Source organism: Pseudomonas sp. GW823-FHT06B06 (assembly GCF_058795195.1).
This window is the reverse complement of the sequence record NZ_JBXAHO010000017.1, coordinates 115,947-136,855: the sequence shown is the minus strand read 5'-3', so window position 1 is coordinate 136,855 and position 20,909 is coordinate 115,947. Positions and strand designations below refer to the sequence as shown.

Here is a 20,909-nt window from a genome sequence, read left to right as displayed (position 1 = left end):
TAAAAATGAGGGCGCGAACTATAGCATAGCCGCCGGACGCGCAGCGGTAGGAACCTGAGTGCATGTTCCCTATAATGCGCGGTTCTTTGAATCACGTGATGACTCTATCCATGGCCAAGAAGCTTTACATCGAAACCCACGGTTGCCAGATGAACGAGTACGACAGCTCGCGCATGGTCGATCTGTTGGGCGAACACCAGGCCCTGGAAGTCACGGCGCGCGCTGAAGACGCCGACGTGATCCTGCTCAACACCTGCTCGATCCGCGAGCGCGCCCAGGACCGTGTCTATTCCCAACTGGGCCGCTGGCGCGAGCTGAAGCTGGCCAACCCGGACATGGTAATCGCCGTCGGCGGTTGCGTAGCCAGCCAGGAAGGCGCCGCCATTCGCGACCGTGCGCCCTATGTCGACGTGGTATTCGGCCCGCAGACCTTGCACCGCCTGCCGGAAATGATCGACGCCGCGCGCATCACCAAGCTGCCGCAAGTCGACGTCTCGTTCCCCGAAATCGAAAAATTCGATCACTTGCCCGAGCCACGCATCGATGGCCCGAGCGCCTACGTGTCGGTGATGGAGGGTTGCAGCAAATACTGCACGTTCTGCGTGGTGCCCTACACCCGCGGTGAAGAAGTGAGCCGCCCGTTCGACGACGTGATTGCCGAAATCATTCACCTGGCCGAACACGGCGTGCGCGAAGTGACGCTGCTGGGGCAGAACGTCAACGGCTATCGCGGCAAGACCCATGACGGTCGCCTGGCGGATCTGGCCGAACTGATCCGCGTGGTCGCCGCAGTCGATGGCATCGACCGCATCCGCTACACCACCTCGCACCCGCTGGAATTCTCCGACAGCCTGATCCAGGCCCACGCCGAAGTACCGGAGCTGGTGAAACACCTGCACCTGCCGGTGCAATCGGGTTCGGACCGCATCCTCGCGGCGATGAAACGCAACCACACGGCGCTGGAATACAAATCCAAACTGCGCAAGTTGCGCGCTGCCGTGCCGGGCATCTGCATCAGTTCGGACTTCATCGTTGGTTTCCCCGGCGAAACCGAGAAAGACTTCGAACAAACCATGAAGCTGATTCAGGACGTCGGTTTCGACTTCTCCTATTCGTTCGTCTACAGCCAGCGCCCGGGCACTCCGGCCGCCGACCTGGTCGATGAAACCCCGGAAGAGCTGAAAAAAGAGCGCTTGAACGCCCTGCAACATCGCCTGAACCAGCAGGGCTTTGAAATCAGCCGACAAATGGTCGGTACGACTCAGCGGATTCTTGTAACCGATTACTCCAAGAAAGACCCTGGCGAGCTGCAAGGGCGAACCGAGAATAACCGTATCGTCAACTTCCGCTGCGACAATCCGACCCTGATCGGCCAGTTTGCCGATGTGCACATCGACGCCGCACAGCCGCACTCGCTGCGGGGCTCGTTGATGTAGGAGCCGGCTTGCTGGCGATGAACGATAACGCGGTGCGCCTGATGTACCGTGGCGCCCCTATCGCCAGCAAGCCAGCTCCTACAGGGCGGTGTTTTGCGTTGCGATATTTAAGAGCTTTCGCACCCGCGCCACTGGCGCTATCCTTGAATCATCCCAATTGCCCCAGGGCGGCTAAATACGACCTTGAACGCACCCATCGAACCACATCGTTTCATCCTCGAGCCTTTCGAGGCCCGCCGCTTTGCCAATCTGTGCGGGCAGTTCGACGAGCACCTGCGCTTGATCGAACAGCGCCTGACTATCGAGATCCGCAACCGCGGAAACCAGTTCGAACTGATCGGCGAGCGTAAGCACACCACCTCCGCGGAAAACCTGCTGCGCCGCCTGTACCGGGAAACCAAGGGTACCGAGCTGTCGCCGGACATGGTTCACCTGTTCCTGCAGGAATCGGCCGTCGAAGAGCTGGACAATCATTCGCCTGCCGATGCCTCCGTCGCCCTGCGCACCAAGAAAGGCATGATTCGCCCTCGCGGCTTGAATCAAGTGCGCTACGTGAAGGAAATCCTTGGCAACGACATCAACTTCGGCATCGGCCCGGCCGGTACCGGCAAGACCTACCTGGCCGTCGCCTGCGCAGTGGATGCCCTGGAGCGTGAACAGATCCGGCGTATCCTGCTGGTGCGCCCGGCGGTCGAAGCCGGTGAAAAGCTCGGCTTCCTGCCCGGTGACTTGTCGCAGAAAATCGACCCGTATTTGCGCCCGCTTTATGACGCGCTCTACGAAATGCTCGGTTTCGAACACGTCGCCAAGCTGATCGAGCGCCAGGTGATCGAAGTGGCCCCACTGGCGTACATGCGCGGCCGTACGCTGAACAACAGCTTCATCATCCTCGACGAAAGCCAGAACACCACGGTCGAACAGATGAAAATGTTCCTGACCCGGATCGGTTTCGGCTCCACCGCCGTCATCACCGGTGACATCACCCAGGTCGACCTGCCTAAAGGCACCAAGTCCGGGCTGCACCACGTGATCGAAGTGCTTAAGGATGTTCCGGGTATCAGCTTTACCCATTTCATGCCCAAGGACGTCGTGCGTCACCCGCTGGTGCAGCGCATTGTCGAGGCCTACGAGCGTTTCGAAAATCGTGCCATCGATGAAACGCCAAAGGACAGCCGACGCGATGCTTGAGCTTGATCTGCAAATTGCGACTCAAGCGCCCGCCCCCAGCGAAGCCGAGTTCCGCCAATGGTGCGAACTGGCCTTGCGCCAGCGCAGCGCCGACTCCGAGATGACCATTCGCCTGGTCGACGAAGCCGAAGGCCGCGAACTGAATAACACTTGGCGACAAAAGGATTACGCCACCAACGTCCTGTCGTTTCCTGCCGATGTGCCGGACGAGTTCCTCGACATCCCGCTGCTGGGCGACCTGGTGATCTGCGTGGCCGTGGTCGAGCGAGAAGCCGTCGAGCAGGGCAAGGAGCTCAAGGCCCATTGGGCGCACCTGGTGATTCACGGCTGCTTGCATCTGCTGGGTTACGACCATATAGATGACGACGAAGCCGAAGAGATGGAAGCACTGGAACGAACGTTGCTTGCAGAACTGGGCTATCGCGATCCGTACGCGGACGACGAAACCGATTTATCCCCTACCGAAACAACAAAGGATTCAGAGTAATCGCTATGAGCGAAGATCGATCGAGCAACGGGCAGAAGTCTTGGCTGGGTAAGCTCACCCAGGCTTTTGCCCACGAGCCGAAGAACCGCCAGGAGCTGCTGGAGCTGCTGCGCGATGCACATCAGAACAAACTGCTGGACAGCGAAGCGCTGGCCATCGTCGAAGGCGCTATCCAGGTTGCCGACCTGCAAGTACGGGACATCATGGTCCCGCGCTCACAGATGATCAGCATCAAGGCGACCCAGACACCCCGCGAGTTCCTGCCTGCCGTGGTCGATTCGGCCCACTCCCGCTACCCGGTGATCGGCGAAAGCCACGATGACGTGATGGGCGTGCTGCTGGCCAAGGACTTGCTGCCGTTGATCCTCAGGGAGAACGGCGACAGCTTCAACATCAAGGACCTGCTGCGCCCGGCTACCTTCGTGCCGGAATCCAAACGCCTGAACGTGTTGTTGCGTGAGTTCCGCGCCAACCACAACCACATGGCCATCGTCATTGACGAATACGGCGGCGTGGCAGGCCTGGTGACCATCGAAGACGTGTTGGAACAGATCGTCGGCGACATCGAAGACGAACACGACGTCGAAGAAGACAGCTACATCAAGCCACTGCCCAGCGGCGACTTCCTGATCAAGGCCCTGACGCCGATCGAGAACTTCAATGAGTTCTTCGACAGCGAATTTTCCGACGATGAGTTCGACACCGTGGGTGGCCTGGTGATGAGCGCGTTCGGGCACCTGCCAAAACGCAACGAAATCACCGAAATCGGCGCCTATCGCTTTCGCATCCTGAACGCCGACAGTCGGCGGATTCATTTGCTGCGACTGACACCTATCGCCCGGTAAAAACCTAAGGATTGAAATGCGCTGGACAACCCGCCCCGGCTGGCCCGGTAACCTGCTGGCCGTGGCGGCCGGTGCAATCACCACCCTGGCCCTGGCGCCGTTCGATATCTGGCCACTGGCACTGCTGGCGGTCGGGCTTTTCTATGCCGGCTTGCGTGAACTGAATCCCCGGCAGGCCTTGGGCCGTGGATGGTGTTTCGGCTTCGGCCTGTTTGGCGCCGGTACCAGTTGGATCTATTACAGCATTCATCACTTCGGTGGTGCATCGGTGCTGCTGGCCGGCTTCCTGATGTTGATCTTCACCGCGGCGATTGCCTGGTTCTTCGCCCTGCCTGCCTGGATTTGGGCGCGCTGGCTGCGACGCAACGAAGCACCGCTGGCGGACAGCTTGGCATTTGCGGCGCTGTGGGTCGGCCAGGAAGCATTTCGAGGCTGGTTCCTGACCGGATTCCCATGGCTCTACTCCGGCTACAGCCAGCTTGACGGCCCGCTGTCCGGCCTCGCGCCTGTCGGCGGGATGTGGCTGATATCCTTTACCTTGGCCCTGACGGCCGCCTTGATCTACAACGCCATGCGCCTGGTGCGCACCGGACGCAAAGGTTTCATCGCCGTGGGCATTGCGCTGCTCGCTGGCCCATGGGTGGCCGGCATGGCGCTCAAGCAATACGCCTGGACCAGCCCATCAGGCGCGCCACTGAGTGTCGCGGCGCTTCAGGGCAACATCGAACAGAGCATGAAGTGGGACCCGGCGCAGCTCAACGCGCAATTGGAACTGTACCGCGACATGAGCTTCAGCTCGAAACGGGTGGACTTGCTGATCTGGCCGGAAACCGCAATCCCGGTGCTCAAGGAGTCTGCCCAGGGCTACCTGGACATGATGGGCAAATTCGCCGCCGAACGGGATTCGGCCATGATCACCGGCGTGCCGATCCGCGAAATGGTCCATCACGAAAAACGCTTTTACAACGGCATTACCGTGGTCGGCGAAGGCGATGGCACCTACCTCAAGCAGAAGCTGGTGCCGTTTGGCGAGTACGTGCCTTTGCAGGATGTGCTGCGTGGCCTGATCGCGTTCTTCGACCTGCCCATGTCGGACTTTGCCCGCGGCCCTTCCGACCAGGCCATGCTGCAGGCCAAGGGGTACCAGATTGCGCCGTTTATCTGCTACGAGGTGGTGTATCCAGAGTTCGCCGCCGGCCTTGCCGCGCAAAGCGACCTGCTGCTGACCATCAGCAACGATACCTGGTTCGGCACGTCCATCGGCCCGCTGCAGCACTTGCAGATGGCGCAAATGCGCGCGCTCGAGGCCGGCCGCTGGATGATCCGCGCCACTAACAATGGCGTGACCGGCCTGATCAACCCGTTCGGCCAGATCACCACGCAGATCCCGCAGTTCGAACGCGGCATCCTGTACGGCGAAGTGGTGCCCATGCACAACCTCACACCGTACCTGCAATGGCGTTCATGGCCGCTGATCATTGTGTGTGTGCTGTTGTTTGGCTGGGCGTTGATTGCCAGCCGGATGGCCAAGACCGTCTGAATATTTGTGGCGCCTGCAAAAGATCGCAGCCTGCGGCAGCTCCTACAGGGGATTGCATTCCAAATGTAGGAGCTGCCGAAGGCTGCGATCCTTTGATCTTCAGCGGTAGAACAACCAATACCCGACCTGCCCCGCAGCCTCATTCAACAACTGCCCACTGCGCCAGATCGCCTTGAACTCCGGCATCCATCCGCCCAGGGGCTCGGCGTTGTCCACGCTCAAGAATCCCACTGGCGCCGGCACCACTTCAAACCCGGCCTTCTGAAAACTCCAGACCGCTCGCGGCATGTGCCAGGCCTGGGTAACCACCACCACGCGCTTGATGCCTTCAGGCAACAAGACCTCGGCGCTGAACGTAGCATTCTCCCAGGTGGTGCGACTTCGCCCTTCCTGCCAACGCACCGCCACGCCAAAATCATCGTGCAATGAGTCCGCCATCAGCTTGGCCTCGGTGGGCGGCGTGCCATAGTGCAATCCGCCACTGGTCAGGATCGGCAAGCCCGAAGCCTTTGCCAAGCGAGCGGCATAGCGCTCTCGCTCAAGTGCCACCCCGGTGGGTTGATCACTGCCCCACGCCAGGTCGCCCCGCTCCCGCCCGGCGCCCAGCACTACGATCGCATCGGCGCGCTGGGCCAACGTTGCCCATTCGTCGCGTGCCAAGGGTGCCTCACGCTCAAGAAGCCCGGCGCCCCACTGCACCATGACTGGCAGGCTCATCAACCAGAAACCACCCACGCCCAGGGCGAAGCACCCAGCGGCAAGTCGCGGTCTTGAGCGGCGCCACCACCAGGCGAGCACCAGCAACAGGATAAGAACGCCGGGCGGCATCAGAAGGTGTTTGACGAAATAGCGAAAAGGCATCGGGCATCTCCTTAAAGATGCCCGAAGCCTAAGTGGGTTGACGCAATGCGACAATAAATACGCAAGGACTATGCTTCAAAATACCGTGGAGCATGGCTCTATGCCTTATTTGCACTGCAGGGACCGGACCTTTACCGCGTCTCTGCCAGCTACTTTGTCCTTGAGCCAGATAATTTTGGCTGTGCGTGGTGCGTCGAGTTGCTTCACTGCCTCAGACAAGCATCCGTGTGTCTCACGCTCACTGCGATCGAGGTACGCCTTGACCAATGCAAACTCTGCGGGGCTCAGGCCACGCAACTCCAGCTCCAGTGGACGCTCATCACGCAACCGGCCAGCGGTTTTCGCCGCATCCAGGGCCATTCCAAGACGGTCAATCAGTCTTTCGTACAGCTCCGGTTTTGTAACTTTTTGCCGTGACTCAACCATCCCTCACCTCATTGGAAGATAAGAACTACTCCCCAGTTAGAGCTTAGCTTCCATCGACAAACCGGCTGGACGCCGCGACCAACGGCCCTCGCAGCGGTTTTCACGAGACGCGCGGCAGTAATCAGGGTTTCCCTCGATAGAGTGCGGTCATGTATGCTACGGCGCTTCCTGTAACTCCACTTCCAGCTCCTCTGGGCAACGAAAAACGCCAAATTGGCGTGTTCACCGTCCAGCGTCGCATTGAAGAGGATTAGGCCACCCCTATTCAGTTCAAAAGTAGCCATGCACGAACAATATCAGCCCCGTGAAATCGAAGCCGCCGCCCAGTCATTCTGGGATGAGCAAAAGTCCTTTGAAGTCAGTGAACAGCCAGGCAAGGAGACTTACTACTGCCTGTCGATGTTCCCTTACCCCAGCGGCAAGCTACACATGGGGCACGTGCGCAACTACACCATCGGCGACGTGATCTCCCGCTACCAGCGCATGCAAGGCAAGAACGTCCTGCAACCCATGGGTTGGGACGCCTTTGGCATGCCGGCGGAAAACGCCGCGATGAAGAACAACGTAGCGCCCGCCAAGTGGACCTACGAAAACATCGCCTACATGAAAAGCCAGTTGCGCAGCCTGGGCCTGGCGGTGGACTGGTCGCGCGAAGTGACCACCTGCAAGCCCGATTACTACCGCTGGGAACAATGGCTGTTCACTCGCCTGTTCGAAAAAGGCGTGATCTACAAAAAAAGCGGCACCGTTAACTGGGACCCGGTCGACCAGACCGTCCTGGCCAACGAGCAAGTGATCGACGGCCGCGGCTGGCGTTCCGGCGCGCTGATCGAAAAGCGCGAAATCCCGATGTACTACTTCAAGATCACCGCCTACGCGGATGAGCTGCTGGAGAGCCTCGACGAACTGACTGGCTGGCCTGAGCAGGTCAAGACCATGCAGCGCAACTGGATCGGCAAATCCCGCGGCATGGAAGTGCAGTTCCCGTACAACGTCGACTCCATCGGCGAAGCCGGCACCCTGAAAGTCTTCACTACGCGTCCGGACACCCTCATGGGTGCGACCTACGTTGCCGTGGCCGCCGAGCACCACCTGGCCACCCTGGCCGCGCAAAACAACCCCGAGCTGCAAGCGTTCATTGCTGAATGCAAGGGCGGCAGCGTTGCTGAAGCCGACGTTGCGACCCAAGAGAAAAAAGGCCTGCCAACCGGCCTGTTCGTCGAGCACCCGTTGACCGGCGAAAAACTGCCAGTATGGGTCGCCAACTATGTGCTGATGCATTACGGCGACGGCGCAGTCATGGCGGTTCCGGCGCACGACGAACGCGATTTCGAGTTCGCCCACAAGTACAACCTGCCGGTCAAATCCGTGGTTCGTACAAGTGCAGGCGACACCAACCCTGCCCCGTGGCAAGACGCCTACGGCGAGCACGGCACGCTGATCAACTCCGGCGAGTTCGACGGCCTCGACTTCGTCGGCGCCTTCGACGCCATCGAAGTCGCACTGATCAAGAAAGAACTCGGCGCTTCGCGCACCCAGTTCCGCCTGCGCGACTGGGGCATCAGCCGTCAGCGTTACTGGGGCTGCCCGATCCCGATCATCCACTGCACTACTTGCGGTGACGTGCCGGTGCCGGAAGATCAATTGCCCGTCGTACTGCCGGAAGACGTCGTTCCCGATGGCGCCGGTTCGCCACTGGCGCGCATGCCCGAGTTCTACGAGTGCAGCTGCCCGAAATGCGGCCAGCCTGCCAAGCGTGAAACCGACACCATGGACACCTTCGTCGAGTCCTCGTGGTACTACGCCCGCTACGCCTCGCCGCACTTCGAGGGTGGCCTGGTAGAAAAATCCGCAGCCGACCACTGGTTGCCGGTGGATCAGTACATCGGCGGCATCGAACACGCGATCCTGCACCTGCTTTACGCGCGCTTCTTCCACAAACTGATGCGCGACGAAGGCCTGGTCAGTTCCAACGAGCCGTTCAAGAACCTGCTGACCCAGGGCATGGTGATCGCCGAGACCTACTACCGTCGTGAAGCCAACGGCGCCTACACCTGGTTCAACCCGGCGGACGTCGAGCTCGAGCGCGACAGCAAGGCCAAAGTCATCAGCGCCAAGCTGATCGCCGACGGCCTGCCGGTGGAAATCGGTGGCACCGAGAAGATGGCCAAGTCGAAGAACAACGGTGTTGACCCACAGTCGATGATCGACCAGTTCGGCGCCGACACCTGCCGCCTGTTCATGATGTTCGCCTCGCCGCCTGACATGAGCGCGGAATGGTCCGATTCCGGGGTAGAAGGTTCACACCGCTTCCTCAAGCGCGTCTGGCGCCTGGCCCAAGCGCACGTCACCCAAGGCCTGCCGGGCCAGCTGGACGTTGCCGGCCTCAACGACGAGCAAAAAGCCATTCGTCGTTCGATCCACCAGGCGATCAAGCAGGCCAGCCACGACGTCGGCCAGAACCATAAGTTCAACACCGCCATCGCCCAGGTGATGACGCTGATGAACGTGCTGGAAAAAGCCGCACAAGGCACCGAGCAGGATCGCGCGCTGGTTCAGGAAGGCCTGGAAACCGTGACCCTGCTGCTGGCACCGATCACGCCGCACATCTGCCACGAGCTGTGGCATCGCCTGGGTCACGCCGATCCGGTGATCGATGCCGGCTGGCCCGTGCTGGACGAGAGCGCGCTGGTGCAAGACAGCCTGACGCTGGTTATCCAGGTGAACGGCAAGCTGCGCGGCCAGATCGAAATGCCGGCCAGCGCTACTCGCGAAGAAGTCGAAGCCGCCGCACGGGCCAACGAAAACGTGCTGCGTTTCGTCGATGGTCTGACCATTCGCAAAGTGATCGTGGTGCCCGGAAAACTGGTCAACATCGTCGCCAGCTAATTGGATCAGGCGCCTGGCCGTGCCGGGCGCCGAACAAAACCTTACGGGCCGCTCGATTGGCCCACATGGTTTCAAGGGGAGCAACACAATGATCAAACGCAACTTGCTGGTGATAGGGCTCGCGGTCCTGTTGAGCGCCTGCGGCTTCCAGCTGCGCGGCACCGGCACCACCGACCTGGCACTCAAGGAACTTGACCTGAGCGCCCGCGACGCCTACGGCGATACCGTGACGCAACTGCGCCAGATGCTGGTGAGCAGCGGCGTCAAGGTCTACAACGGCGCCCCTTACAAACTCATCCTGACCGACCAGCAGGAATCCCAGCGCATCCTCAGCTACGCTGGCGCCGGTCGTACGGGCGAATATCAACTGAGCACGGTGCTCAGCTATGACATTCGCGGCCAGGGCAACCTGCCCCTGCTCAACGACAAGCTCGAAGTGCAGAAGGTGTTCATCCATGACGGCAACAACCTGGTAGGTTCCGACCAGGAAGCCGCCGACGCTCGCAAGGAAATGCGTCGCGAGCTGGTTCAACGCATGATGTTGCGCCTGCAGCAATTTACCCCGGCCCAGCTGGACCAGTTGCAGCAGACTGCCGAAGCCAAGGCCAAGGCGGAAGCCGCGGCACTGGAAGCGGCGCAGAAGGCTGAGGCGAACACGCCGCGTCAGTCGCCCATCGACCTGCCTCGGCAGTAAGACTTACGGGGCGCTGTGGCGCCCCGTTTGCCCTCTCTTATGAAGCTCGCTCCCGCCCAACTCGCCAAACACCTGCAAGGCGCCCTCGCGCCGGTTTACGTCATCAGTGGCGACGACCCCTTGCTGTGCCAGGAAGCCGCCGACGCCATCCGCGCGGCGGCTCGCCAACAAGGCTTCGACGAACGCCAGGTGTTCGCCGCCGACGCCAGTTTCGACTGGGGTACCTTGCTGCAAGCCGGCGCCAGCATGTCGCTGTTCGCCGAAAAACGCCTGCTGGAACTGCGCCTGCCTTCCGGAAAACCCGGCGACAAAGGTGCCGCTGCACTCATTGAATACTGCTCGCGCCCGGCCGAAGACACGGTGCTGTTGATCAGCCTGCCGAAGCTCGATGGCAGTGCGCAGAAAACCAAATGGGGCAAGGCGCTGGTCGAAGGCCAGCAGACCCAGTTCGTCCAGATCTGGCCGGTGGATGCCAACCAGTTGCCCAGCTGGATCCGGCAACGTTTGTCCCAGGCCGGGCTATCCGCCAGCCAGGACGCCGTCGAGCTGATCGCCGCACGGGTGGAGGGCAACTTGCTGGCCGCCGCCCAGGAAATCGAAAAACTCAAGCTGATGGCCGAAGGCGGCCAGATCACCATCGAAACCGTACAGGCCGCGGTGGCCGACAGTGCGCGCTTCGATGTTTTCGGCTTGACCGACGCCATTCTCAATGGCGAAGCCGCCCATGCGCTGCGCATGCTTGAAGGACTTCGCGGTGAAGGTGTCGAGCCCCCGGTGATTCTGTGGGCCCTGGCCCGGGAACTACGCCTGCTGGCCAATATTTCGTTGCAATACAGCCAGGGTACCCCACTGGACAAGGCCTTCAGCCAGGCCAGGCCGCCGGTGTGGGACAAGCGTAAACCGCTGATGAGCAAAGCCCTGCAACGTTATTCGGCACAACGCTGGGCGCAATTGTTGCTCGAAGCCCAGCGCATCGACGCACAGATCAAGGGCCAGGCGGCGGGTTCGCCGTGGATGAGCTTGAGTCGCCTGACGCTGTTGATGGCTGGGCAGAAACTGTCGTTGCCCGCAGAATAAGGCTTGGCGCCTTCGTTCCCTGTTGGAGCGAGCATGCTCGCTCCTACAGGGAAGGCGTCCGAAAGGTCCTACATATTGTAGGGACTAGACAGAACCCCAAATTCGGCCGATGATTTGCCCCGCAAAAACCACTCCACTTGCGAGAGCCCATCATGAGCAGAAAGCCATCTAAACATGGCCCCAACAAGGCCAAATCCATCGTCGCCCAGCCCTTGTTCCGCAGCCGCCAGGAACGCGCCGGCAAAGGCAAAGGCAGCTACCGCCGCGAAGCCTTCCAGTCTGACAACTGGGAGGCTTCTTACTTTCTGGCGGCCTGAAAGGCAAGCATTCGCTCAACATGTTAAGGTCTGTACCTGATTCGTTTGCCCTGGACCCGTGCATGCCCCTTTGTCTTTCCCGTCGTTGGCAGTTTCGCCAATTGATTGCTGCCTCCAGCCTCATTTTGCTAGTCGCCTGCGCGGAAAAACCCACCGCCGCCGACGCCCAGCCAATTCAGACCCTCCCTGTCGCCACCGCTCCGGCAGTCACCGCGCCCGTGGTTCCGAGCGGTGAAAACCTCGACATCCAGCCAACCCAGACCTTTGCCGAATGGCAGGCGGGTTTTCGCAAGGACGCCCTGGCCGCCGGTATCAGTGCCGGCCTGTTCGACCGCGCCTTCGCCAATGTCAGCTTCGACCCGGCCGTGATCCGTGCCGACCGCAGCCAACCGGAATTCGCAAAACCGGTGTGGGAATACCTCGATGGCGCCCTGTCGCCGCTGCGCGTTCGCAAAGGCCAGGCATTGGTCGACCAGTACGCTGGCATCCTGCAAAGCATCGAACAACGCTACGGCGTCGACCGCCAGGCGCTGGTCGCGGTGTGGGGCATGGAAAGCAACTTCGGCCAGTTCCAGGGCAGCAAGTCGGTGATCAACTCCCTGGCAACCCTGGCCTACGAAGGCCGCCGCCCAGGCTTCGCTCACGCACAATTGATCGCCGCCCTGCAAATCCTCCAGCAAGGCGATATCGAACCCGACAAAATGCTGGGTTCCTGGGCGGGCGCCATGGGCCAGACCCAGTTCATCCCGACCACCTACAACACTCACGCCGTGGACTTTGATGGCGACGGTCGCCGCGATATCTGGGGCAGCGCCACCGACGCCCTGGCGTCGACCGCCCACTACCTGCAAAGCTCCGGCTGGCAAAAAGGCCAGCCGTGGGGCTTCGAAGTGCAGTTGCCGGGCAACTTCAACTACGTTCTCGCCGATGGTTCGATTCGCAAGAGCGTTGCCGAATGGCGGCAAATGGGCGTAGTGCTGCCAAACGGCGGCCAGTTCCCGGCAGGCTCCGAGCAATTGTCCGCGGCGCTGTTGTTGCCAGCAGGCTACCGCGGCCCGGCCTTCCTGGTGCTCGACAACTTCCGCGCGATTCTCAAGTACAACAACTCGTCGTCCTACGCCCTGGCGGTGAGCCTGCTGTCCGAGCGATTCAATGGCGCAGGGCTGATCAGCGGCACGTGGCCCAAGGATGATCTACCCCTGAGCCGCACCGAACGGATCGAACTGCAAAACCTGCTGAGTGCGCAGAACTACGATGCGGGCACTGCCGACGGGATCATTGGTGCCAACACCCGCAAGGCGATCCGTAGCGCCCAGCAGTCATTTGGCTGGCCGGCAGACGGGTATCCGACGCACAAATTGCTGGAAGGGTTGCGTAACCGCTAAAGCTTTATCGCTGTAGGAGCGAGCATGCTCGCGATGAACCCGAGAACACCGCGGGGTGTCAGATTTCCCGCATTATCGTTCACGACCATCGCGAGCATGCTCGCTCCTACCTACCGCCTTACGACATTCTGCTCCAGAAACAGTTGCTGGCTCCCCGCATCCAGCTTCACCAAAGCGCCCATCGGCAGAGTCAGGTTCGGATTGCAGTGCCCGCTGCGCCACCCGGCCAGTACCGGGATGCACAAGGGTTCCAGGGTCTGCCTGAGCAATCGGTCCAGGGCCTGGGCCTCTACCCCCGCTATATCACCTACCAGAACCCCACGCAGCTTGTGCAGCACGCCCGCGAGGCGTAGATGGGTCAGCAGCCGGTCGATGCGGTACAGCGGCTCGTTGATGTCTTCGATAAACAGGATGACACCTGCTGCATCGATCTCGTAAGGCGTGCCCATGGTTGCAGCAATCATCGACAGGTTGCCGCCCAGAAGGCGCCCATGGGCGACACCCGGCACGATCGTCGTCAAGGGCCGGCCAACCGGATGGGCAAGCACCATGCCGGCCCTGTACTGGCCCCTGAGCATGTTGAAGAAGGAGGACTCGGTCGGTGGTAGCCGCTCACCCAGCAGATCGGCATTGAGCAGCGGGCCATGGAAGGTTACGAAACCCGCATAACGGCTGATTGCCAGGTGCAGCGCGGTAATATCGCTGTAACCGATGAATGGCTTGGCGTTTTGGCGTAGCAGCGGGAAATCGATGCGATCAAGCAACCGCGGCGTACCGTAGCCACCGCGCAGGCAAATGATGGCATCGACCTCAGGGTCAGTGAACGCGGCGTGCAGGTCATTGAGTCGCACTTCGTCGCTGCCGGCAAGATAGCCGTCCTTTTCGAACACTCCGGGAAATATCCGCAGCGAATACCCACGAGCACGCATCCAGGCGATGGCTTTTTTAGTGTCCAGCGCGGCCGGACCTGCAGGCGCGATAACAGCGATCAGGCCTTGCATCGGCAAAGCCGGTACAGGCGTGTGAGGAAGCAGCGTCGGGTCAGGTCTTGCGTTCATCCATGGATCTCCCTGCGTGAAAACATCAAACACACATTAGTCAGGAACGTAGACAAACAGAAGCGGATCAAGCATCGCGCAGTCGCAGGAAAAGACTGATGTCGCTGTGGGACAGGCAAAAAAAGCCCGCAAGGCCGATAGAACGTTGCGGGCTGTTTTTCATGACCGAATCAGGACGACATCAACTCGGCCTTGACCAGCTTGGCCTGCTCGTCGGCGTGGTAGGAAGAGCGTACCAGCGGGCCGGAAGCAACGTTCTTGAAGCCCATCTTGTAACCTTCCTCGGCGAACCAGGCAAAGGTGTCCGGGTGCACGAAACGCTGCACCGGCAAGTGGCTGCGCGACGGTTGCAGGTATTGCCCCAGGGTCAGCATGTCGATGTCGTGCTCGCGCATGCGCTTCATGACTTCGATGACTTCTTCATCCGTTTCACCCAGACCCAGCATCAAACCGGATTTGGTTGGGATGTGCGGCATCATTTGCTTGAAGCGTTGCAGCAGGGTCAGCGACCACTGGTAGTCCGAACCCGGGCGCGCGGCCTTGTACAGGCGCGGCACGGTCTCCAGGTTGTGGTTGAACACATCCGGTGGCTCGGCGGCGGTGATTTCCAGGGCGATGTCCATGCGGCCACGGTAGTCCGGGACCAGGGTTTCGAGCTGCACGTTCGGCGACAGCTTGCGGATCTCGCGGATGCAATCGGCAAAGTGCTGGGCACCGCCGTCACGCAGGTCGTCGCGGTCTACCGAGGTGATTACCACATATTTCAGTTTCAGGTCGGCAATGGCGATGGCCAGGCTTTCCGGCTCGTTGACGTCAAGTGGCTTCGGACGGCCGTGGCCAACGTCACAGAACGGGCAACGACGGGTGCAGATGTCACCCATGATCATGAAGGTCGCGGTTCCGCCGGAGAAGCACTCGCCCAAGTTCGGGCAGGAGGCTTCTTCGCACACACTGTGCAACTTGTGTTTGCGCAGCAACGCCTTGATACGGTCGACTTCCGGCGAGACCGGAATACGCACACGAATCCAGTCAGGCTTCTTCGGCAGCTCGGTGGTCGGAATGATCTTTACCGGGATGCGTGCAACCTTCTCGGCGCCGCGCAGCTTGACGCCGGCTTCAACCTTGGGACGCGGGGCCGGGCGCTCAGTGACATCGAGCGTCGGGATCATGGTTTGCACTGCATCAGTAGTCATATCAGTCGATTCCGCCCGTGAGGGTCGTCTGCTCAGCATAGTCGAGGTGTTTGACGAGCTGCGCGCGCAGCCGGGCACTTACCTCGGCAAATTCAATCGATCCTGCGTGATCGCTCAGCTGGGTCATCGCCAGCCCGGCGTAGCCGCAGGGATTAATCCGTCGAAACGGTTCCAGGTCCATGTCCACGTTCAGGGCCAGCCCATGAAAGGAACAACCGTGGCGGATCCGCAGACCCAGGGAGGCGATTTTCGCGCCATTGACGTACACGCCCGGTGCATCGGGCTTGGCCGCCGCCGTCACACCGTAGCTGGCGAGCAACTCAATGAGGCACGACTCCATGCGAGTCACCAGGTCACGCACGCCGAACCCCAGCTTGCGCACATCCAGCAACAGGTAGGCCACCAACTGCCCGGGGCCGTGATACGTCACCTGGCCACCGCGATCAACCTGCACCACCGGGATATCTCCCGGCACCAGCAAGTGCTCGGCCTTGCCGGCCTGGCCCTGGGTGAAGACTGGCGGGTGCTCGACCAACCAGATCTCGTCGGCGGCATCGCTGCCGCGTTCGTTGGTAAAGCGTTGCATGGCATGCCAGACCGGCTCGTAAGCCATCTGGCCAAGTTCGCGAAAGCCCAGCGTGCCGGACATCACAGCACCATGTGCACGAAACCGGTGGCCCGCAGTTCGCTGTTGATGTTGTACAGCTGGTCCTGGTCGGTCGCAACGATGTGCAACTGGATCGTGGTGTATTTGCCGTTGGTGCTCTGGCGTTCATCCACACGGTCATGGTTGATCGTCGCATGCTTCTTGACGATCGCAATGATCTTGTCTTTGTTGCCTACACCGGTATCGCTGATCACCTTAACCGGGTAATCAACGTTGGGGAATTCGATCTTAGGCGCCTTTACTTCGGTATCGGTCATGGCGTAACGGCCTCGTAAGCGTAAGCCGTGGCGACGACAAGGCCCCGCGCCGGATCAGCACGAGACCTTGCAGGAGCACACTATCAGTTGAACAAGCCGTAGAAGAATAGACGGATGCTATCCCACATGCGACGGAAGATACCACCCTCTTCGACGCCATCCAGAGCGATCAGGTCGGCGCTGTGCACCACCTTGTCTTCCAGCTTGACTTCGACTTTACCGATCACGTCGCCCTTGGCGATTGGCGCAACCAGTTGCGGGTTCATGGTCATGCTGGCGGCGAGCTTTTTCAGCTGGCCTTTCGGCAGGGTCATGGTCAGGTCTTCAGCCAGGCCGGCCTTGACTTGATTGGTGGAACCCTTCCAGACAGGCGCCTGGGCCAGCTCCGCACCTTTCTGATAGAAGGTCTGGGTTTCGAAGAAACGGAAACCGTAGGTCAGCAGTTTCTGGGTCTCGGCGGCGCGAGCCACTTCGCTGTTGGTGCCGAACACCACGGCGATCAGGCGCATGCCGTCACGCACGGCCGAAGACACCATGCAGTAGCCGGCTTCGTCGGTGTGGCCGGTTTTCAGGCCATCGACAGTCTTGTCGCGCCACAGCAACAGGTTGCGGTTCGGTTGCTTGATGCCGTTCCAGAAGAACTCTTTCTGCGAGTAGATCGCGTAGTGAGCCGGGTCTTCGTGAATGATCGCGCGGGCCAGCACTGCCATGTCGTGAGCCGACGAGTAGTGTTCCGGGTTCGGCAGGCCGGTCGGGTTCATGAAGTGGCTGTTGGTCATGCCCAGGTCGGCCACAGTCTTGTTCATCATGTCGGCAAACGCGTCTTCGCTGCCGGCGATGTGTTCGGCCAGTGCAACGCTGGCATCGTTACCCGACTGGATGATGATGCCGTGCAGCAGGTCGCTGACGGTCACTTGCGAGCCGACCTTGATGAACATCCGCGAACCGCCGGTACGCCAGGCATTTTCGCTGACGGTCACCGGATCGTTTTCACCGATCTGGCCACGACGGATTTCGAGGGTCGCGATGTACGCGGTCATCAGCTTGGTCAGGCTGGCTGGCGGCAGACGCTGGTCACCATTGTTCTCGACCAGCACGTTGCCGCTGCTGGCGTCCATGAGCACGTAGGCCTTGGCGGCCAGTTGCGGTGGCGACGGCATCATCTCGACCGCGAATGCGGCAGGCGAGAGGAGCAGCGGGACTAGAAGGCACAGGCGTTTGGCAAAGGTGGTGATGTTCATCCGTCTCTCGAAATCGCTAATGGAAACTGCCCGAAGGCAAAACTAATCAGATGACTTTCTAACGAGTCATCGCGTATTCAGCTGCTCACTCTGTAACCCTTGCCGGGCTTTTGTTCTTCATAGAGCCAACAACCTGGTCCACCCCCCAAAACCGCAGATGAACCGTCAATCAAGTTCTACGTATTACTCCGTCACAACGCTGGGCGAACCCAGGTTGGCCAGGCGCACGCTGTTCTGCACTTGCTGGATTTCACCCGGCGAACCGATCGGCCCCAGGCGCACTCGATGCAGTGTCTGTTGATTGCGCACGATCGAGCTGATGAACACCGGAGTTTTCACCATCCCGCTGAGCTTGGACCTCAGCAACTCGGCAGCGTCCGGGTTGGCGAACGCGCCCACCTGCAGATACTGGCCAGACGCTGGTGCAGAAGCGTTTTTTTTTGCATCGGCAAGTTGAACAGGGACGACTGCGGCGGCGTGCTGCTGCGGCGGAGGTGTCCATTGCTCGATGGTGCCGGCCGAAGCCGTAATGACCGGGGCGTTATTCTGCGCGACTTGCGGTTCGTTGAGCATTAAAGGCGCCGGACGGCCCTTGGCAGCCCACCATTGCTGCGGGTCGATGCCTTCGACCTTGACCCGCGCGGTGCCGGTTTCGGCGTAGCCGAGCTTCTTGGCGGCGGCGTACGACAGGTCGATGATCCGGTCCGAATAGAACGGGCCGCGGTCATTGACCCGCAGGATCACAGTCCTGTTGTTGTCCAGGTTGGTCACCCGGACGTAACTCGGCAACGGCAAGGTCTTGTGTGCGGCGCTCATGCCGTACAGGTCATAGACTTCGCCGTTTGCGGTGTTCTGGCCATGGAACTTGGTGCCGTACCAGGACGCCGTACCCGACTGTACGTACGTCTTGGACTCTTGCAACGGAAAATAGGTCTTGCCCAGTACCGAGTAAGGGGCGGCCTTGTACGGGCCGGTGTGCAGGGTTGGCGTGGCGTCCGGGATGCGTGAAACGTCGACGTCCCACCATGGCGCGCCATCCTTGTGGGCACGGTTGATGTCCAGCCCCGGCGCCGAGCGTACGGCGGTGGACGACTTCTGCGTTGGCGCACGACTGGTGGAACAACTGGCAACCAGCATAGCCAACGCGGCAAATGCCATCAGCTTCAGGGGTTTATTCATAGGCAATGCCCGCATTACTTGACGCCCCGTGCTTGGACCAGCTCTTCAGACAGTTGATGTACGGCCATGGCGTACATCACGCTGCGGTTATAACGCGTGATCGCGTAGAAATTCTTCAGGCCCATCCAGTATTCAGGGCCATTGTCGCCTTCCAGGCGGAAGGCGGTAACCGGCATATCATCGCGCAGCGCATCATGACTTGACCAGCCCAGGGCCCGCAACTCTCCAACGGTTTTAGTCGGCTCGATACCGGTGGTCAAACCTTCGTCCACCTGTTCGCCGCGCACATCGGCGCGGCTGACCACCGGTTCGCCGGCGACCCAGCCGTGTCGCTTGAAATAACTGGCAACGCTGCCGATGGCATCGTCCGGGTTGTTCCAGATATTGATGTGGCCGTCACTGTCGAAGTCCACCGCATAGGCGCGAAAGCTGCTGGGCATGAACTGCGGCAGGCCCATGGCACCGGCGTAGGAACCCTTGAGGGTCAGCGGGTCGACCTGCTCTTCCCGGGCCAGCAACAGGAATTCACGCAATTCCTTGCGGAAAAATTCGGCACGGGGAGGATAGTCGAAACCGAGGGTCGACAACGCGTCGATGACCCGGAAATTTCCGGTGTTACGGCCAAAAAACGTTTCAACGCCGATAATCGAGACAATCACCTGCGCCGGTACGCCGTATTCCTGTTCGGCACGGGCCAGCACTGCCTCATGCTGACGCCAGAAATCAACGCCACGGGCAATACGCGCATCGGTGATGAACATCGGCCGGTATTCGTTCCATTGCTTGACCCGCTCGGCGGGTTTCGAAATGGCGTCCAGGATCGATTGCTTGCGCTGCGCCTCGCGGAACACGCCCATCAATTGCTCACCGGCGAAGCCATAGTCGCGAGTCATCTCACCAACGAACTCGGCCACTTGGGGCGAGCCTTCGTAATCGCCTGCCACCGCCTGCTGCGCAGTACCAAGGATGCTTACCAGGCCGACCCATGGCGCGTATCGAGTCGCCCAGCCACGCATTACTTGCATTGAACTCTTCACCTTATTCAAACCTGCGCGATCCACTTGCGATGGGTATGGATCGACATCAAAACCCCAAACGCTGACAGCAGCGTCACCAGCGAAGTTCCTCCGTAGCTAATGAACGGCAACGGCACCCCCACCACCGGCAACAGGCCGCTGACCATACCGATGTTGACGAAAACATACACAAAAAATGTCATGGTCAAGGCGCCTGCCAGCAATTTGCCGAACAATGTCTGCGCCTGGGCGGTGATCACCAGCCCGCGACCGATCAACAGCAGGTAGATCAGCAACAGCGCGCAAATGCCCACCAGGCCGAACTCTTCGCCCAGCACCGCAATAATGAAGTCGGTGTGGCTTTCCGGCAGGAAATCCAGGTGTGACTGGGTGCCCAGCAACCAGCCCTTGCCGAACACGCCGCCGGAACCGATCGCGGCCTTGGACTGAATGATGTTCCAGCCGGTCCCCAGCGGATCACTTTCGGGATCGAGGAACGTCAGGATTCGCTGCTTCTGGTAGTCATGCATGATGAAGAACCACATGGCGATCGCCACGGGCACGGCGGCGGCCAGCACACTGAGAATCCAGCGCCAGCGCAAGCCACCCATGAACAGAACGAAAGCGCCGCCCGCCAGGATCAGCAGCGACGTGCCGAGATCGGGCTGGCGCACGATCAGGATGAACGGCACGCCAATCAGCATCAGGCTGACACCCACGTGCTTGAGCTGCGGCGGCAGCGTGCGCTTGGACAGATACCAGGCGATGGTCGCCGGCATGAGGATCTTCATGAATTCCGAAGGCTGGAAGCGCACCACCCCTGGAATGTTGATCCAGCGTGTGGCCCCCATGGCGTTATGCCCCATGATGTCCACCACCAGCAACAACATCACCCCGACCACATAACCCAGCGGCACCCACCGCGCCATGAATCGCGGCTCGAACTGGGCGATGACGATCATCGACACCAGGCCGATACCGAACGAAGTGGCTTGCTTGGCCAGCAGGTCCCAGCTTTTGCCACTGGCCGAATACAGCACGAACAGGCTGCCGGCGGCGAGGGTCAGCAACAGGATCAGCAACGGTCCATCGATGTGCAGGCGCTGCAACAGCGTGGCACGGCGGCGCATCACATCCTCGCTGGAGAGCATGC

At 60.5% G+C, this 20,909-nt stretch carries 20 protein-coding genes; 10 read left to right on the top strand and 10 right to left on the bottom strand.

Going from position 1 to position 20,909, the window contains the following annotated elements:
• Positions 1-110 precede the first annotated feature (110 nt).
• The 5 genes from miaB to lnt all read left to right on the top strand — a co-directional run bounded on the left by miaB (position 111) and on the right by lnt (position 5,496).
• Positions 111-1,436 carry a tRNA (N6-isopentenyl adenosine(37)-C2)-methylthiotransferase MiaB gene (miaB, locus tag AC1Q8Q_RS17625; protein ID WP_020798739.1) on the top strand — a complete coding sequence of 442 codons (1,326 nt, stop codon included), beginning with the start codon at positions 111-113 and terminating at the stop codon, positions 1,434-1,436.
• Positions 1,437-1,619: 183 nt separating this feature from the next.
• On the top strand, positions 1,620-2,624 hold the full coding sequence (locus AC1Q8Q_RS17620; RefSeq protein ID WP_020798740.1) for a PhoH family protein: 1,005 nt from the start codon (positions 1,620-1,622) through the stop codon (positions 2,622-2,624).
• Positions 2,617-3,111, top strand: a complete 495-nt coding sequence (gene ybeY, locus AC1Q8Q_RS17615; RefSeq protein ID WP_020798741.1) for an rRNA maturation RNase YbeY — start codon at positions 2,617-2,619, stop codon at positions 3,109-3,111. Before AC1Q8Q_RS17620 ends, ybeY begins: the two co-directional genes overlap by 8 nt.
• 5 nt (positions 3,112-3,116) lie before the next feature.
• A complete protein-coding gene (locus tag AC1Q8Q_RS17610; protein WP_020798742.1) occupies positions 3,117-3,956 on the top strand; it encodes a CorC family transporter in 840 nt (279 codons plus the stop codon).
• Between the two features lie 16 nt (positions 3,957-3,972).
• Positions 3,973-5,496, top strand: coding sequence for an apolipoprotein N-acyltransferase (lnt, locus tag AC1Q8Q_RS17605; protein ID WP_020798743.1), 1,524 nt, complete (start codon positions 3,973-3,975; stop codon positions 5,494-5,496).
• A 99-nt stretch (positions 5,497-5,595) separates the two neighbouring features.
• On the opposite strand, the gene AC1Q8Q_RS17600 is transcribed toward lnt, so the two are convergent.
• Both AC1Q8Q_RS17600 and AC1Q8Q_RS17595 read right to left on the bottom strand, forming a co-directional pair.
• A complete protein-coding gene (locus AC1Q8Q_RS17600; protein ID WP_020798744.1) occupies positions 5,596-6,357 on the bottom strand; it encodes a YdcF family protein in 762 nt (253 codons plus the stop codon).
• Between the two features lie 105 nt (positions 6,358-6,462).
• Positions 6,463-6,783, bottom strand: coding sequence for a hypothetical protein (locus AC1Q8Q_RS17595; RefSeq protein ID WP_020798745.1), 321 nt, complete (start codon positions 6,781-6,783; stop codon positions 6,463-6,465).
• 282 nt (positions 6,784-7,065) lie between these two features.
• Between AC1Q8Q_RS17595 and leuS the strand changes: the two genes are divergently transcribed.
• The 5 genes from leuS to AC1Q8Q_RS17570 all read left to right on the top strand — a co-directional run bounded on the left by leuS (position 7,066) and on the right by AC1Q8Q_RS17570 (position 13,145).
• A complete protein-coding gene (gene leuS / locus AC1Q8Q_RS17590; RefSeq protein ID WP_020798746.1) occupies positions 7,066-9,672 on the top strand; it encodes a leucine--tRNA ligase in 2,607 nt (868 codons plus the stop codon).
• An 88-nt stretch (positions 9,673-9,760) separates the two neighbouring features.
• Complete coding sequence (locus AC1Q8Q_RS17585) at positions 9,761-10,366, top strand: LPS-assembly lipoprotein LptE (RefSeq protein ID WP_020798747.1); 606 nt, start codon at positions 9,761-9,763, stop codon at positions 10,364-10,366.
• Positions 10,367-10,405: 39 nt separating this feature from the next.
• Positions 10,406-11,443 carry a DNA polymerase III subunit delta gene (holA, locus tag AC1Q8Q_RS17580; protein ID WP_020798748.1) on the top strand — a complete coding sequence of 346 codons (1,038 nt, stop codon included), beginning with the start codon at positions 10,406-10,408 and terminating at the stop codon, positions 11,441-11,443.
• Positions 11,444-11,595: 152 nt separating this feature from the next.
• Positions 11,596-11,760 carry an alternative ribosome rescue factor ArfA gene (arfA, locus tag AC1Q8Q_RS17575; RefSeq protein ID WP_020798749.1) on the top strand — a complete coding sequence of 55 codons (165 nt, stop codon included), beginning with the start codon at positions 11,596-11,598 and terminating at the stop codon, positions 11,758-11,760.
• 62 nt (positions 11,761-11,822) lie between these two features.
• Positions 11,823-13,145 carry a lytic murein transglycosylase gene (locus AC1Q8Q_RS17570; protein ID WP_033044787.1) on the top strand — a complete coding sequence of 441 codons (1,323 nt, stop codon included), beginning with the start codon at positions 11,823-11,825 and terminating at the stop codon, positions 13,143-13,145.
• Between the two features lie 110 nt (positions 13,146-13,255).
• Here AC1Q8Q_RS17570 and AC1Q8Q_RS17565 read toward each other — a convergent pair whose 3' ends face one another.
• From AC1Q8Q_RS17565 to rodA, 8 genes are all read right to left on the bottom strand, one after another.
• Positions 13,256-14,203 (bottom strand): S66 peptidase family protein, encoded by a 948-nt coding sequence (locus tag AC1Q8Q_RS17565; protein WP_020798751.1) that lies wholly within the window; start codon positions 14,201-14,203, stop codon positions 13,256-13,258.
• A gap of 170 nt (positions 14,204-14,373) precedes the next feature.
• Entirely contained in the window at positions 14,374-15,372 is a 999-nt protein-coding gene (lipA, locus tag AC1Q8Q_RS17560) for a lipoyl synthase (protein ID WP_162276382.1), read from the bottom strand.
• Between the two features lie 25 nt (positions 15,373-15,397).
• On the bottom strand, positions 15,398-16,045 hold the full coding sequence (gene lipB / locus AC1Q8Q_RS17555; RefSeq protein ID WP_020798753.1) for a lipoyl(octanoyl) transferase LipB: 648 nt from the start codon (positions 16,043-16,045) through the stop codon (positions 15,398-15,400).
• Positions 16,045-16,320, bottom strand: a complete 276-nt coding sequence (locus AC1Q8Q_RS17550) for a DUF493 domain-containing protein (protein WP_020798754.1) — start codon at positions 16,318-16,320, stop codon at positions 16,045-16,047. The genes lipB and AC1Q8Q_RS17550 overlap by 1 nt, the downstream gene beginning before the upstream one ends.
• Before the next feature lie 83 nt (positions 16,321-16,403).
• Positions 16,404-17,561, bottom strand: a complete 1,158-nt coding sequence (locus AC1Q8Q_RS17545) for a D-alanyl-D-alanine carboxypeptidase family protein (RefSeq protein ID WP_020798755.1) — start codon at positions 17,559-17,561, stop codon at positions 16,404-16,406.
• A 183-nt stretch (positions 17,562-17,744) separates the two neighbouring features.
• Complete coding sequence (locus tag AC1Q8Q_RS17540; RefSeq protein WP_033044785.1) at positions 17,745-18,755, bottom strand: septal ring lytic transglycosylase RlpA family protein; 1,011 nt, start codon at positions 18,753-18,755, stop codon at positions 17,745-17,747.
• A complete protein-coding gene (mltB, locus tag AC1Q8Q_RS17535; protein ID WP_033044784.1) occupies positions 18,755-19,765 on the bottom strand; it encodes a lytic murein transglycosylase B in 1,011 nt (336 codons plus the stop codon). Before mltB ends, AC1Q8Q_RS17540 begins: the two co-directional genes overlap by 1 nt.
• 17 nt (positions 19,766-19,782) lie before the next feature.
• Entirely contained in the window at positions 19,783-20,886 is a 1,104-nt protein-coding gene (rodA, locus tag AC1Q8Q_RS17530) for a rod shape-determining protein RodA (RefSeq protein ID WP_050511646.1), read from the bottom strand.
• Positions 20,887-20,909: the final 23 nt, after the last annotated feature.